Consider the following 14,399-nt stretch of genomic DNA (forward strand, 5'->3'; position numbering starts at 1 on the left):
CGAGGCTCAGGCCCGCAGCACCTGCTCGTACACCTGCTCGACGGCCCGCTGGGCCCCGGCCACGTCGAAGCGCTCGGCGCGCAGCCGGGCGGCCGCCCCGAGCCGCTCGCGCAGCCCGGCGTCCCCGGCCAGCCGCCCGAAGGCGGCGGCCAGACCGGCCGGATCGCCCGGCTCGACCAGGAAGCCCTGCCCACCGTCGTCCAGCACCTCGGGCATCCCGCCGACCCTGGTCACCACCGAGGGCAGACCGCTGGTCATCGCCTCCATCAGGGCGACCGGCAGCCCCTCCTGACGGGAGCTCAGCGTGAACACGTCGAAGCCGGGCAGCAGTTCGGGCACGTCCGCCCGCGATCCGGCGAAGACCACGCCCTCGCCGGCCGCCGCCCGCAGCTCCGCCTCCAGCGGACCCGAGCCGATCAGCACCAGCCGGGCTCCGGGGTGCTGCTCGCGGAGCAGGCCGAATGCGGCCAGCAGGGTGGCCTGGTCCTTCTTCGGGGTGAAGTTGGCGACCGTGCCGATCACCAACGCATCCGGCGGCAGCGCGAGTTCGGCCCTGGCATGGGCTCGGGCGGCCGGACCGCCGAGCGCGCCGCCCAGGTCGGGGCCGTGATGCACCACGTGCACGAAGTCACCGGCCCGGCGACGGGCCGCCGGGATCGCCGCGGCCACCGCGTGCGAGACCGCGATCACGGCCCGATTGCGCCGGTAGGTCAGCGAGTTGGCCCATCGGGTGGCGGTCCGGTAGCGCTCCCAGACGTTGTGCTCGGTGTGCACCAGTACCGGCTGTCGACGGCCCAGGGTGAGCAGCCGGACCGCCGCGGCCGGGATCGGCATGTGCGAGTGCACCAGGTGGTAGCGCCGGCCGGCCAGCAGCCGGGCCAGCCGCCACGGCCAGAGCCGCCCGGGTGCCGCGCCCAGGCAGTGCACCTTGACACCCGCCGCCTCCAGCGCGGGCACCAGCGCGTCCTTCCAGGGCAGCACGTACGCGACCTCGATCTCGTACCGATCGCGGTCCGCGTGCCGGGCACAGTTGACCAGCAACTGCTCGGCCCCGCCCCGGCCCAGACCCTTGGTCAGCCAGAGCACCCGGATCCGGCCGGCGGTCACCGGGTCTCGCCCTCGTGGCCGCCGGTGGCCGACTCGACGGCCGGGGACGGGTGCTGGGCGCGCCGGGCCCAGGTCGGCGAGGCGCGGTGCCTGGGCTCCTCGCGCGGCTGGTGCTGCGCCGGGCCCCCCGACTGGGCCGGAACCCCGGACCGGTCGCCGCCGTGCTGGCCGTCGCGCTTGCGCCGGCCGGACGGGCCGAGCGTGCCGAGCAGCGCCACCCCGGCCACCGGGACACCGGTACGGGACAGCAACTCGCTGACCCGGTCGGCCTGTTCGGGTGTGACGTTGCCGGCCCGGACGGTGACCAGCACCGCGTCCGCGTGCCGCACCAGGTCGTACGCGTCGTTGGCGTGCAGCAGCGGGGAGCTGTCGATCAGCACCACGTCCGCGTGCCGCCGGGCCCGGCGGAGCACCTCGCCCGCGCGCAGCACCAGGGCGGCCGGGTAGGCGGTGGTGTTGCCGCCGGTGATCAGGTGGACGCCGTCCACGTTGGTCCGCCGGATCAGGTCGTCCAGCTCGGGCAGCTGCTCACCGCTGAGCAGCTCGGCCATCCCCGGGCCCTCGCCCACCCCGAACTGCTCGTGCGCCTGGGGATGGCGGAAGTCGCAGTCCAGCACCAGGACTTCGCGGCCGGTCTCGGCCAGCGCGGCGGCCAGGTTGGCCACCGTGGTGGTCCGCCCGTCGCCGCTGCAGCCGGACATCACCAGGATCACCGGCGCGGGCTGGGCCAGCCGCCGGGAGACCAGCTCGGCCGGGTTGAGATTGCCCTCGGCCAGCTGCGCGGCGAGCGCGGGCGGGCCGGTCAGCAGCAGGGTGGAACGCAGCGAGCGGAACGCCTCGGCACCCGGGTCGGACGGCCGGGCCACCACCAGCGGGTCGCGCAGCCGCCGGAGCCGCCGGGAGAGTTGCGGGATCTCGCCGATCACCGGGAGGTTGAACGCCTCCTCCGCACCGTTGCGGGTGCGCAGCCGGGTGTCCATCCGACTGAGCATCAGCGCGGCCACCACACCCAGGGCCAGCCCGAGCGCCACCGCGAGGCCCAGCCTGACCCCACGGTTCGGCGAGCTGAGCAGATTGCCGCCCGCCTCCTTGGCGTCGATCGAGCCCCACTGCTGGATGGCGTCGGTCTGACTGACGTTCTGCAGGTCGCTGATCGCGGTCAGGGTCTTGGTCAGCGAGGCCAGCGCGGCCGTCAACTGCGGTTGCAGCTTGGGCTGGTCGACCGGCTTGGCGGAGCTGAACTGCTGCTGGAACTTGTTGACCTGCTCCTGCTGGGTGGCCGCTTGGGCCTCCAGCCGCTTGATCGACTCGCTCGCGCTCTTCGCCGACTCCTGGCTGTAGCCGTTGATGATCGCCTCGGCGAAGGCGGCGGCGGTGTCCGCGCAGCTGTGCTGGGTCGGACCGATGGCGGTGACGGCCAGCATCTGGGTGCTCGCGGCGGACACCGTGCGCCGGGCCGCCAGCGCCGCCACGTCCGTGACACCGAGCTTCTTGGCGGCTGCGGTGGTGACATCCGAGCCGGCGGCGTAGGAGAGCACCTGGTCGGCCCGGACCGCCTCGCCTGCACCCGCCACCGGGGTGATCGCCACCTTGCACTGCCACTTGCCGTTGTCGACCGTGTCGCCGGTCGGGGTGAGCAGCAGACCGATGATCAGGGCTGCCACCGTGCAGCCGGCCAGCAGACGCCAGTAGCGGCGCAAAACCAAGAAGTGGTTAGCCGGTTCCACCGGGTGGTTCCCCTCGCGTTCGTGGTGCATACGCCGTACGGACCGGCCGAGCCGGATGCAGGGTTAGCTCCGTACGGTCCGGTGACGGCCGCGCGACACCCCCCGACGTCGCCGACTCCCCTGGACCCCCGAGCCTGATGCTTGCGGCACCTGACGTGCGGCGCAAGCACTTTGGCCAATCTCATCCCCGCCGCAGTGATCTTTCGTAGAACTCGACCATTTGGCCGGAGACATGGTGCAGGGTGAAACGGGTCAGGAACCTGGCCCGGGCCGCCTTCACCCGCAGCGCGGCCGCCGAGGGATCGCCGAGCGTCTCGAGCAGCGCGGCCGCCAGCTCGCCCGGCCGCTCCGGCGGCACCAGCCGGGCGTAGTCCTCCGAGCCGACCGTCTCGCGCAGCGCCGCCACGTCGGCACAGACCAGCGGGACACCGACCCCCATCGCCTCCATCGCCGCGCTGCCCAGGCCTTCCCAGCGGGACGGCACGGCGAACGCGTCGGAGGCCGCCATCAGGTCGAACACGTCCGAACGCGGCCCCAGGAAGCGGACGTTGCCCGCCAGGTCGGCCAGCTTCCGCAGCCCGGCGGTCTCTGTACCGGGGCTGCCCGCGAGCAGCAGCACCGCGTCCGGCAGCTCCGCCCGTACCTTGGGCCAGGCCTCCAGCAGGACGTCGAGACCCTTCTGGTACTGCTGCCGGGCGGCCGCCAGCACCACGGGCGTGTCGGCGGCCAGCTCCAGGCCGGCCCGGACGGCGGCCCGCCGCTCGGGGGTCACCGAGCCGAGCAGCTCGGGGTCGCGGCCGCGCGGCACCACGTCGATCCGGTCCGGCGAGACGTGCAGCCGACGGGCCATCACCTGGGCCACGTGCCTGGTCAGTGCGTGGAACCGCCGGGTGCCCTGCGCGGTCGCCGCATCCACGGCCTGGGCGGCCCGGACCTTCCACGGGTTCAGGCCGCGGGCGTGCAGATGCTCCGGCCCGTACGCGGAGTTGACCAGGCTGGACACCACCGGCACCCCGCTGGCGAGCGCGGCCGAGCGGCCGAGCACGTCCGACTCGTAGAGCGTGGTGTGCACCAGCTCGGGGCGACGGCGGCGGACCAGCCGACGGAGCGCCGCCAACTCGCCGACCCGGCTTGCCGCGTGCACGCCGAAGACGGTGGCACCGGCCTGGGTCAGCTCGGCCTGGAAGCCGTCCGGCGAGTGCCGCAGGTACGCCACGTCCAGTTGGACACCCGAGCGGACCAGCTGCGGCGCCATCGACACCAGGCCCTGCTCGGCGCCGCCGATTCTGCTCACGCTGTCGATCACATAGAGCACGTGCACAGCGGCAACCCCCAGCGAGACCCCCGGCGCCGACCCCCCGGCCCAGCGCGCTCTGACAGACGATCAGCATCCCAGGCCGGACGGGGGCTCCGCCAGCGAATGGCCATACCCGCCAGGGGCGCGGGGCGGAGCCGTGCGTGTCACCGCCCCGCGCCCCTGAAAGCTTGACCCGTCCCGCGAAGTCCCCGAAGGTTGGCCGCATGGCTGACGGACCTCGCGTGCTGCACCTGATCACCGATCCCCGGGGCCGGGGCGCGCAGAATCTCGCCCGCGACCTGCACGCCGAGTTGCTGCGCCGGGGCGCGCCGTCCGTGCTCCGTGCGCTCCAGCCGCACGCCGACGCGCCGCCGGAGCACGATGCACCGGTGCTCGGTCCGTCCCGCCACCACCCCGCCACGCTGCGGGCGCTGCGGGCCGCCGCCCGGCAGGCGGACGTGGTGGTGGCGCACGGCTCCAGCACCCTGCAGGCCTGTGCCGTCGGACTGTTGGGCACCGGGGTGCCCTTCGTGTACGTCAACATCGGCGACCCGAGGCACTGGACCGCGAGCCTGTCCCGGCGGCTTCGGGTGGGTGCGTTCCTGCACCGGGCGGCCGCCGTCTCGGCGATCTCGGACGGGGCCAGGACGGTGCTGTTGGAGCGCTTCCGGCTGCCCGCCAGGAAGGTCCGCACGATTCCGAACGGCCGGGCCGCCGACGCGTACCGGCCCGCCGCCGGACCAGCCGAACGCGAGGCCGAACGCCGGGGCGCCCGCGAAGAGTTGGGCCTGCCCCCGCAGGGGCCGGTGGTCGCCTGGATCGGTGCGCTGGCACCCGAGAAGCGCCTCGACCTGGCACTGGCCGCGATAGACCGGCTGCCCGGCGTGCACCTCGCGGTCGCGGGCGACGGCCCGCTCGGCGGCAGCTTCCCGCTCACCGACCGGGTCCACTTCCTCGGCCGGCTGGCCGACCCCGGCGTGCTCTACCGGGCCGCCGACGCGCTGCTGCTGACCAGCGACAGCGAGGGCGTGCCCGGCGTGCTGATCGAGGCCGCGCTCGCCGAACTCCCCGCCGTCGCCACCGATGTGGGCTGGGTCGGCGACGTCGTGCTGGACGGCCGGACCGGCGCGCTGGTCCGCCCCGGTGACCCGGCCGCACTGGCCGAGGCCCTCGGCCGGGTGCTGGCCGGGGACCGGGCCGCACTCGGCGCCGCTGCCCGGGCGCACGCGCTGGCCCGGTTCGACCTGGCCGTGGTGACCGACTCCTGGCAGCACCTGTTGAGCCAGGTCACCCCCGCGCGATAACGATCCGTCAAGAAGTCCCCCGCGGCCTGTCCCACCCTCCGGGACGCGCGCATACTGTGCCGCGCGGCCACCGTCCGGTGACCGCCACGGGGGAGGTCGGACATGGGATTTCTGGCACTGGCGGGCGCGTTGGCCGTGCTCTGGCTGGTCTTCGGGGTCAAGGTGGTGCAGCAGTACGAGCGCGGCGTGGTGTTCCGGCTCGGCCGGGTCCGCGGGAACGTCCGTGATCCCGGGCCGATGCTGCTGATCCCGCTGGTGGACCGGATGCGCAAGGTCAACGTCCAGGTGATCACGATGCCGGTGCCCGCCCAGGAGGGCATCACCCGGGACAACGTCTCGGTCCGGGTCGACGCGGTGGTCTACTTCCGGGTGGTCGACCCGGTCCGGGCCACCGTCGACGTGCAGAACTACACCTTCGCGATGTCCCAGGTGGCGCAGACCTCGCTGCGTTCGGTGATCGGCAAGAGCGACCTCGACTCCCTGCTCTCCGGCCGGGAGGGCCTGCACCGCGGCCTCGAACTGATGCTGGAGAGCCCGGCGGTGGGCTGGGGCGTGCACATCGACCGGGTGGAGATCAAGGACGTCGCACTGCCCGACTCGATGAAGCGGTCGATGGCCAGGCAGGCGGAGGCGGACCGGGAGCGCCGGGCCCGGATCATCACCGCCGACGGCGAGTTCCAGGCCGCGAGCAAGCTGGCCGACGCCGCCCGGCTGATGGACGGTACGCCGTCCGCGATGCAGCTGCGCCTGTTGCAGACCGTGGTCGAGGTGGCCGCCGAGCAGAACTCCACCCTGGTGCTGCCGTTCCCGGTCGAGCTGCTCCGGTTCTTCGACAGCGTGAACCGGAGCGCTCCCGAGCCTTCGGTCGCCGACCCTGCGATCCCCGAGCAGACCGTCCTGCTGGACAAGGCCGACGACTGACCTCGTTGGGCCGTCCGGGCGAACCTGTGCTCCGGACGGCCCGTCAACTGGGCCGCAGGTCAACGGCACTGGCAGCATGACCGCTCGTGAACCCGCTTCTGCGTACCGCCGTGCTGGCCGCCGTCGCCAGCGGACTGCTCGTCACCCCGGCCACCGCCGCCCCCGAGGTCCCGCACGAGGGCGGCCTGGTGGGCCGGATCGACCACCCCGGCCCGGTCCGGGCGCTGAAGCAGGAGGCGGTCGAGTTCTTCTGGTACGACTGCGGGCACTCGCAGCAGCTGGAGATCCCGCTGGAACGCTGGGCGGAGAAGCACCGGGCCGACGTGACGCTCCGTCGGGTGCCGGCGGTCTGGGCGGGCAGCCGCGAGGAGCAGGCCCAGCGCGGCCACGCCCGGCTCTACTACACGCTGGAGCAGCTCGGCGAGGTGGACCGGCTGCAGCTCGCGGTGTTCCGGGCGGTGCGCGAGCGGGAGACCGATGTCACCACCGAGGAGACCGCTGCCGCCTGGGCGCTGACGGTCGGTCTGGATCCGGACAAGTTCCGGGCGGCGTACCGGTCTTCGACCGTCGAGCAGGCCACCGAGGCGGCCGCCGGGCTGCTGGTCAGGTACCAGGTGGACGAGCTGCCGACCGTGCTGGTGGAGGGCGACCGGCGGGTGCAGCCGAGCCGGGACGGCGGGGTCGAGGGGATGCCCGCCGCGCTCGACCGGCTGGTCGACTGACCCGGCTCTGAGCAGCCCGAATTCTTCACCGAACCAGCCCCTTGCTCGCACACTCTGTGCCAGAGTGGTCGCCGCGGCCGAACTGCCTGAGCAGCGGCCCGGATTCGAGACTCGAGCCGGTCGGACCGGCCCTGGTACCTCGGACGTCACCGAATCACTCGGCACCGGAGAAGGCGGGGTTCCGTGGGGGGACAGCGCGCGCAGGTCCTGGACCAGCGCGAGAACCAGACCGAGGCGCGGCGGGCGGCGGCCGACGGTCCGCCTGCTGAACTGATCTTCAAACGAAGGCTGCGGCCCGCCCAGGTGGCCCGCGAGCTGCTCGGGGCGCGCGAGTTGGTGCGCGCGCTGGCCGAGCGCGATCTGCGGGCCCGGTACAAGCAGGCGGTGCTCGGCTTCGCCTGGGCGGTGCTCACACCGCTCGCGCTGTGCTCGATCTTCACGCTGGTGTTCCAGCGCGCGGTGAAGATCGACACCAGCGGGGTGGCCTACCCGCTGTTCGCCTATGTCGGCCTGATCGTCTGGCAGTTCTTCAGCAACACGATGAACCAGGGCGCACTCAGCCTGGCCAACAACCTCAGCCTGCTGAACAAGGTCTACTGCCCGCGCGAGGTCTTCCCGCTCGCCACCATGCTGGTCGCCAGCGTGGACATGCTGATCGGCATCGGCGTGCTCGGGCTGCTCTTCCTGGTCTTCTGGACGGCGCCGGCGGTCACCTTCTTCTGGGTGTTCCCGCTGCTGCTGATCCAGATCGCCTTCACCTACGGCGTGGCGCTGGTGCTCTCGGTCGCGGTGGTCTACCTGCGCGACGTCCGGCACCTGCTGCCGATCATCACCCAGATGGGCGTCTTCGCGACCCCGGTCGCCTACCCGCTCTCGCAGATCCCGCAGGGCCTGCAGGAGATCTACGTCGGCTTCAACCCGCTGGGCGCGGTGATCGAGGGCTACCGGCGCGCCCTGCTCTACGGCCAGGCCCCGGACCTGACCCTGACCGGTATCGCCGCCGCCAGCTCGGTGGTCTTCCTGGTCGGCGGCTACCTGGTCTTCAAGAAGCTGGAAACGGGGATCGCCGATGTCGCATGACCTTTCGAGCAGGCAGAGCCTCCCGCTGGGCACGATCAGGACCGAGCAGGTCTGGAAGCGGTTCAAGGCCGACCAGCAGCGGATGTTGCTGCGCGACAAGGTCGAGCAGCTGACCCGTCGGCTGCGTGGCGGCCGGGGCGAGGACTGGCGCTGGGCGCTGCGGGACATCAACCTGCACATCGAGCCCGGCGACTCGGTCGGCCTGATCGGCTCCAACGGCTCCGGCAAGTCCACCCTGCTCAAGATGCTGACCCGGGTGATGTACCCGTACGGCGGGGTGATCGACGTGCGCGGCCGGATCGGCGCGCTGATCGAGATCCGGGCCGGTATCCACCCCGACCTGACGGGTCGGGAGAACATCTACCTGTTCGGCGCGCTGCTCGGCCTCAAGCGCCGCGAGGTGGCCTCCCGGTTCGACGACATCGTCGAGTTCGCCCGGCTCGGCGGGGCGATCGACCGGCAGGTCAAGTACTACTCCTCCGGGATGCAGATGCGGCTCGGCTTCGCGGTGGCCGCCTACCTGGAGCCGCACGTACTGCTGGTGGACGAGGTGCTGGCGGTCGGCGACGCGGTCTTCCAGCAGCGCTGCCTGGACCGGATGCGCGAGGTCGCCGAGCAGGGCACCACGATCGTTTTCGTCTCGCACGACCTGCCCGCCGTCGAGTCGATCTGCCGCCGGGGCGTCTGGCTGGAGCAGGGCTCGATCCGGGTGGACGCGGGTATCAAGGAGGCGATGTCCGGCTACCGGGACTCGATCGAGGCGCAGTCCGAGGCCGGCGGCCGGGTCGGTGAGCCGCTCCAGCTGCTCAAGCACGAGATCGTCGGCGAGGGCCGGGAGAATCTCACCACCGACGAGCCGATGACCGTCGAGCTCACCCTCGGCGGCGACTACCGGGGCGACGCCACGCTGCACCTGGGCGTGAGCGAGGGCACCTCCAGCCCGATCTTCCAGATCAGCCACGAGATCCGGCTCACCGGCGAGGACCACCAGGTCGCCTGCATGATCCCCAACCTGCCGCTGCCGCGCGGCCGTTACACGCTCTGGGCGGGTGTCTACAGCATCGGCAGGACCGACGGCGGCACGCTGATGAGCTGGCACTCGGTCGGCCAGTTCGACGTCTTCGGCCCGATGTTGGACACCCCGCCACGGGCCGTGGTGCTGGCCGCACCGGTCTTCGTCCCGCACCGCTGGGAGGAGTGAATCGGTGAACGGCCTCAGAGTCCTGGTCCACCTCAACAACCTGGCGCTCGGCGGCGCGCAGCTGAACGCCGTCGACATCGCCCGCACCCTGCGCGACCGGGGCCACCACCCGGTGCTGTTCGCCCAGGGGGTGGACGGGCCCGCCCCGCTGGTCGAACTCGCGGCCGGCCACGGCCTGGAGCTGGTGGTCGAGGGCGGTCCCGACACCCCGGTCCGGGTGGTCAGGCAGCGGCTGAACCGGCTGGCCGAGCAGCACGGCAGCCAACTGCTGCACGCCTGGGAGGTCCGGGCCGCCCGGAACTCCTTCTTCGGCCCCGGCCGGCTCGGCCGACTGCCGGTGATCACCACCTTCTACGGCATCAGGATGCTGCGCGGGCTGCCCCGGCACCAGCCACTGGTGCTCGGGCTCGGCGCCCTGCTGGGGGAGGGGCGGGCCTTCGGGCACCGCGACGTCCGGCTGATCGAACCGCCGGTGAACACCGTGACGGACGCCCCCGGGGTGGTGGACGGCGGCGCCTTCCGTCGTGAACACGGCATCGGCGAACGGGAGTTGCTGCTCGCCATCGTCACCCGGCTGGTGCCCGACCTGGAGAAGGACGCGGGCGCGCTGCTCACCGTCGAGGCGGTCCGCAGACTGGCCGATCCCCGGGTCCGGCTGGCGGTGGTCGGCGCCGGGCCCAGCCTGGAGCCGCTGCGGGCCGCAGCGGCGGCCGCGAACGCCGAGCTCGGGCGCCAAGCCGTCCTGGTACCAGGCCAGTTGGCCGATCCCCGGCCCGCCTACCAGGCCGCCGACGTGGTGCTCGGGATGGGCGGCTCGGCGCTGCGCGGACTCGCCTTCGGCAAGCCGGTGGTGGTGCATGGCGCCGCCGGGTACACCGCGCCGCACGAGCCGGGCCCGCTGGTCGAGCCGCACGCCTCGCGCTGCATGTACGGCTTCGGGGACGGCTCCGGATCGCCCGAGCTGCTGGCCGAGCAGCTCCGCCCACTGCTGGACGACCCGGCCCGCCGGGCCGCGCTCGGCGACTGGGGCCGGGACTGGGTGGTCGGCAGGTTCTCCCTGGAGAGCGTCGCCACGGCGTTCGAGGACCTCTACCACGAGGTGGTCACCACCCCGCCGGGGAAGGCGAGTTGGCTCCGTGACCTGGAGCAGATGAGCCGGTTCGAGTACAGCAAGCCGACCGCCGCGCGGCTGCTCGGCAGGTAGGTCTCCGGCAGGCGGGCCGCCTGCCGGAGACCGGACGGTCCGTCAGTCGGCCCGGCGGAGCAGCAGGGTGAGGAACCCGAGGGTGCCCCGGTAGCCGCCGAGCCAGCCCAGCCGGTGCTCGGCGGCGGTCGCCGCCGCTTCGGCGCTGTCCGGGTGCTCGGGGTGGTCCAGGGCCCATTCGGCGAGCGAGCCCGCCCAGGCCCACTCGTAGTCGTCCCACTCCTCCGGCGTGCTGATGTGGCCGAGCACCGGCACCCAGCCGGCCTCGGTGACCAGCCGGATTGTGCCGGTCAGATCGGTGTGGTCGTCCGCGTTCGGTACGCCGAGCCCGGCCAGTGCGGCCGCGTCGGGCTCCCGCTCCCAGAAGCAGTCGCCGATCAGCACCAGTCCGCCCGGCGCCAGGTGCTCCCGGGCCGCCGCCAGGGTCGGCAGCAGCCCGTCGAAGGCGTGCGTCGCACCGACCGTGAGCACCACGTCGAACGGCTGGTGGGCCTTGAACTCCTTGGCGTCCTGGTGGTGCAGCCCGATCCGCCGGGCCACCCCGAGCGCCTCGGCGCGATCCCGACCGAGCGTCAGCCCGGCCTCGTCCAGGTCGACGCCGACCGCCTCCAGCTCCGGGTACGCGGCCAGTGCGCGGAGCAGCCAGGCGGCCTCCCCGCAGCCGAGGTCGAGCACCCGCCCGGCTCTGCCCCGGAGGGCCCGGTCCAGCAGCCGCTGGACGTTGGTGTCGGACAGCGGCGCGGCGATCGGGTGGTCGGAGTGGGCGATCCTGGTTCTGAGTTGACGGTCCATCGGGTCAGTCTGGCGCAGGACCGTCACCCGGTTCCAGCTTTCCGTAGGTCCGTCCCTTCCAGGCCGCGCCCCGCCCACGCCAGTGCTGGACGGCCGAGTCCACCGTCATCAGCAGGTACAGCAGCGCGGTGAACGGCAGCAGCAGCGCGGCCGCCGCCGGCTGCCCGTAGTAACGGAGCATCGGCATGAAGGTCCCGGCCATCAGCGCCCAGGCCACCGCGCCCGCCGCCGTGACCCACCACGCTCCGGCGACCGCCCCGGCCACGGTTGCCACCGGCGGCACCAGGTACACCAGCGTCAGCCCGAGCACCGTGCCGAGCAGCAGCAGCGGCGAGTGCCGCAGCTGCGCGTACGCGCTGCGCGAGACCATCCGCCAGAGCTGCCCCAACTCCGGATAGGGCCGGACGCTGTCCACCTGCTCGGCCAGGCCGAGCCAGGTCCGGCCGCCGGTGCGCTTGACCGCCCTGGCCAGATTCACGTCGTCGATCACCGCACCCCGGATCGCGGCGATCCCGCCCGCCCGCTCCAGCGCCGTCCGGCGCACCAGCGAGCAGCCGCCCGCCGCCGCGGCCGTCCGCGATCCTGGCCGGTTGCTCCACCGGAACGGGTACAGCTGGGCGAAGAAGTACACGAAGGCCGGCACGATCAGCCGCTCCCAGCCCGTCTCCACCCGCAGCCGGGCCATCTGCGAGACCAGGTCGAGCCGGTGGCCCTCGGCCGCCAGCACCAGGGCGGCCAGCGAGTCCGGACGGTGCGCGATGTCGGCGTCGGTCAGCAGCAGGTACTCCGCCCCGCCCGCCTGTTCGACACCGTGCCGGAGCGCCCAGAGCTTGCCCGTCCACCCCGGCGGCAGCGGCGGGGGAGTGGTCACGGTCAGCGCAAGCCCGCCGCCGTCCGCCCCGAGCCGCCGGGCCAACTCACCCGTCCCGTCCGAGCTGTGATCGTCCACCAGCACCACCCGGGCCCGCCCCGGGTACCGCTGTGCCAGCAGGCTCGGCAGACTCACCGGCAGCACCTCGGCCTCGTCCCTGGCAGGCACCAGCACCACCACCTCCGGCCACCGCCCGGTCGGCACCGGAGCGGGCAGCCGCTGGTCGGTCCGCCAGAAGAACCCCTGAGCCAGCGTCAGCCACACCCACGCCGCCAGCGACACCCACACCAGTACGGTCACCTCTCGCAGTCTGCCACCGCACCACCGGCTCGCGCTGTAACAGGCGATCGGACATCAGCCATCAGGGGCTCGGGGAACTGCGACGCCGACCCTTGCAAGGTGATCCGTGCGTAGGTGGTCAGGCACCTTCGCAGTGACCCGAACGACAGATCTCCTCGCAGTTCCCCGAGCCCCTGGTGGTGCCTGGCTGACGCAGTCCCGATTCTCCGGATCGTCTCCAGTAGAGTCGTCAACCGTGAAGATCGCACTGGTGGACTCAGGACTCGGACTGCTCGCGGCCGCCGCGGCCCTGCGCCGCCGCCGTCCCGACCTGGACCTGGTGATCTCCTCCGACCCCGACGGGATGCCCTGGGGACCGCGGACGTCCGAGGACATCGCCGCGCACGCGCTGGCCTGCGCCCGGGCCGCGGCCGAGCTGGCGCCGGACGCGTTGGTGATCGCCTGCAACACCGCCTCGGTGCACGCGCTGGACGTGATCCGGGCCGAGCTGGAGCCCGGGCTGCCGGTGATCGGCACCGTCCCGGCGATCAAGCCCGCCTCGACGGCCGGGGCCAAGGTGGCGATCTGGGCCACCCCGGCGACCACCGGCAGCCCCTACCAGCAGCAGCTGATCCGGGAGTTCGGCGGCGCCGCGACGGTGACCGAGGTGGCCTGCCCCGGTCTGGCCGACGCGGTGGAGCGGGCCGACCAGCAGGCGATCGCCGCCGCCGTGGCCGACGCCGCCGCCCGGACGCCCGCGCACACGGACGCGGTCGTGCTCGGCTGCACCCACTACGAACTGCTGGCGGACCAGATCCGGTCCGCCGTGGCCGCCCCGGGCGGTCCGCTGCCGGTCTGCCACGGCTCGGCCGACGCGGTCGCCGCCCAGGCGCTGCGCCGGATCGCCCCCGGCCGGCCCGAGGGCGGCGGCACCCTCACCGTGCTGCTCAGCGGCCGGATCGGCAGCCTGCCGCCCGCCGTCCTGCACTACGCGGAGGGCCGGCTGCTGGCCGAGCCCGCCTCGGCCCTCTACCAGTGACCCGGCTGCCGCAGCCCTGACGGCAGCCGGGTGCTCGCGTCGCCGCGCGCCGCGTTCAGCTGAGCCTGGGTCAGGAAGAGCGCCCCGGTCAGGTCGGCCCCGGTCAGGTCGGCGTCCCGGAAGTCGACCCCGATCAGATCCGCCTCCCGGAGATCGGCCCGCGTCAGGTCGGCCGCGATCAGGTACGCCCCGCGCAGGTTGGCGCCGCGCAGGTTCGCCCCGGCCAGCCGGGCGCCCATCAGGTCGGCGCCCCGGTGGTTGCGCTTCTTGCCGGGAACCCCGGCCCGGACCAGCTCGCTGACCCGCAGCAGCAGCTCGCCGACCCCCTGACGGATCGTCGGCACGTCCGCCGCGACCAGCTCCGCCGCACTGCCCCGGGTCAGCGCCCCGATCCGGTCCAGCTCCGTCCGCAGCTGCCCGTGCACCGACTTCGCGGCGCGCAGATCGAGCGCCTCGGTCAGGTAGTACAGCAGCTCGTGCAGCTGCCGCATCACCGGGAACACCTCGTACATCGCCCCGGCGGTCTCCGGCGCCTCCCGCCAGCTGCGCCCCTCGAAGGTGACCTGGGACACCTTCTGCCCGGCGCCGAAGCAGTCGAAGACCGTACAGCCGGTGAAGCCGCTGGTGCGCAGCTCGGTGTGGATGCCGCAGCGGAAGTCGGTTTTCAGGTTCTTGCACGGCGTGCCCGCCGCCTTGGTGACCGCGAAGTCGGTCGAACGCGCGAACGGCAGGGCCACGCAGCACAGCCCGAAGCAGTTCGCGCAGTCGGACAGCAGCTCAAGGTTCTCGGACACCGCGCACGCACTCCCACCGCAGGACGGACACCGTGCTTCCCCCGGCGCCCTGGACATGCCC

At 73.2% G+C, this 14,399-nt stretch carries 13 protein-coding genes; 7 read left to right on the forward strand and 6 right to left on the reverse strand.

What is annotated here, in order from left to right; all coding sequences use genetic code 11:
• Positions 1 to 6: 6 nt before the first annotated feature.
• The 3 genes from ASC99_RS18100 to ASC99_RS18110 all read right to left on the reverse strand — a co-directional run bounded on the left by ASC99_RS18100 (position 7) and on the right by ASC99_RS18110 (position 4,128).
• A complete protein-coding gene (locus ASC99_RS18100) occupies positions 7 to 1,107 on the reverse strand; it encodes a glycosyltransferase (protein ID WP_057233223.1) in 1,101 nt (366 codons plus the stop codon).
• The gene (locus tag ASC99_RS18105; protein ID WP_157531599.1) at positions 1,104 to 2,834 is read right to left on the reverse strand and encodes a polysaccharide biosynthesis tyrosine autokinase; all 1,731 of its coding nucleotides are present in this window, start codon (positions 2,832 to 2,834) and stop codon (positions 1,104 to 1,106) included. Before ASC99_RS18105 ends, ASC99_RS18100 begins: the two co-directional genes overlap by 4 nt.
• Before the next feature lie 181 nt (positions 2,835 to 3,015).
• The gene (locus ASC99_RS18110; RefSeq protein WP_235583054.1) at positions 3,016 to 4,128 is read right to left on the reverse strand and encodes a glycosyltransferase family 4 protein; all 1,113 of its coding nucleotides are present in this window, start codon (positions 4,126 to 4,128) and stop codon (positions 3,016 to 3,018) included.
• Positions 4,129 to 4,355: 227 nt separating this feature from the next.
• Between ASC99_RS18110 and ASC99_RS18115 the strand changes: the two genes are divergently transcribed.
• The 6 genes from ASC99_RS18115 (at position 4,356) to ASC99_RS18140 (ending at position 10,563) form a co-directional block, all read left to right on the forward strand.
• The gene (locus tag ASC99_RS18115) at positions 4,356 to 5,435 is read left to right on the forward strand and encodes a glycosyltransferase (protein WP_082598421.1); all 1,080 of its coding nucleotides are present in this window, start codon (positions 4,356 to 4,358) and stop codon (positions 5,433 to 5,435) included.
• Between the two features lie 102 nt (positions 5,436 to 5,537).
• A complete protein-coding gene (locus tag ASC99_RS18120) occupies positions 5,538 to 6,356 on the forward strand; it encodes a slipin family protein (RefSeq protein WP_057233231.1) in 819 nt (272 codons plus the stop codon).
• Between the two features lie 86 nt (positions 6,357 to 6,442).
• Positions 6,443 to 7,078: a thiol:disulfide interchange protein DsbA/DsbL gene (locus ASC99_RS18125; protein WP_057233233.1), complete on the forward strand. Its 636-nt coding sequence runs from the start codon at positions 6,443 to 6,445 to the stop codon at positions 7,076 to 7,078.
• Positions 7,079 to 7,261: 183 nt separating this feature from the next.
• On the forward strand, positions 7,262 to 8,158 hold the full coding sequence (locus ASC99_RS18130; RefSeq protein WP_057233235.1) for an ABC transporter permease: 897 nt from the start codon (positions 7,262 to 7,264) through the stop codon (positions 8,156 to 8,158).
• The gene (locus ASC99_RS18135; RefSeq protein WP_057233237.1) at positions 8,148 to 9,359 is read left to right on the forward strand and encodes an ABC transporter ATP-binding protein; all 1,212 of its coding nucleotides are present in this window, start codon (positions 8,148 to 8,150) and stop codon (positions 9,357 to 9,359) included. Before ASC99_RS18130 ends, ASC99_RS18135 begins: the two co-directional genes overlap by 11 nt.
• 4 nt (positions 9,360 to 9,363) lie before the next feature.
• A complete protein-coding gene (locus ASC99_RS18140; protein WP_057233239.1) occupies positions 9,364 to 10,563 on the forward strand; it encodes a glycosyltransferase family 4 protein in 1,200 nt (399 codons plus the stop codon).
• A 42-nt stretch (positions 10,564 to 10,605) separates the two neighbouring features.
• Here ASC99_RS18140 and ASC99_RS18145 read toward each other — a convergent pair whose 3' ends face one another.
• Positions 10,606 to 11,355, reverse strand: a complete 750-nt coding sequence (locus ASC99_RS18145) for a cyclopropane-fatty-acyl-phospholipid synthase family protein (protein WP_057233406.1) — start codon at positions 11,353 to 11,355, stop codon at positions 10,606 to 10,608.
• 4 nt (positions 11,356 to 11,359) lie between these two features.
• Positions 11,360 to 12,526 (reverse strand): glycosyltransferase, encoded by a 1,167-nt coding sequence (locus tag ASC99_RS18150; protein WP_057233241.1) that lies wholly within the window; start codon positions 12,524 to 12,526, stop codon positions 11,360 to 11,362.
• Between the two features lie 235 nt (positions 12,527 to 12,761).
• On the opposite strand from ASC99_RS18150, the gene ASC99_RS18155 reads away from it, so the two are divergent.
• The gene (locus ASC99_RS18155; protein ID WP_057233243.1) at positions 12,762 to 13,544 is read left to right on the forward strand and encodes a glutamate racemase; all 783 of its coding nucleotides are present in this window, start codon (positions 12,762 to 12,764) and stop codon (positions 13,542 to 13,544) included.
• On the opposite strand, the gene ASC99_RS18160 is transcribed toward ASC99_RS18155, so the two are convergent.
• Positions 13,535 to 14,338, reverse strand: a complete 804-nt coding sequence (locus ASC99_RS18160) for a pentapeptide repeat-containing protein (RefSeq protein ID WP_057233245.1) — start codon at positions 14,336 to 14,338, stop codon at positions 13,535 to 13,537. The genes ASC99_RS18155 and ASC99_RS18160 overlap by 10 nt on opposite strands.
• Positions 14,339 to 14,399 lie beyond the last annotated feature (61 nt).

The organism is Kitasatospora sp. Root107 (assembly GCF_001424875.1).
Lineage (GTDB): Bacteria > Actinomycetota > Actinomycetes > Streptomycetales > Streptomycetaceae > Kitasatospora.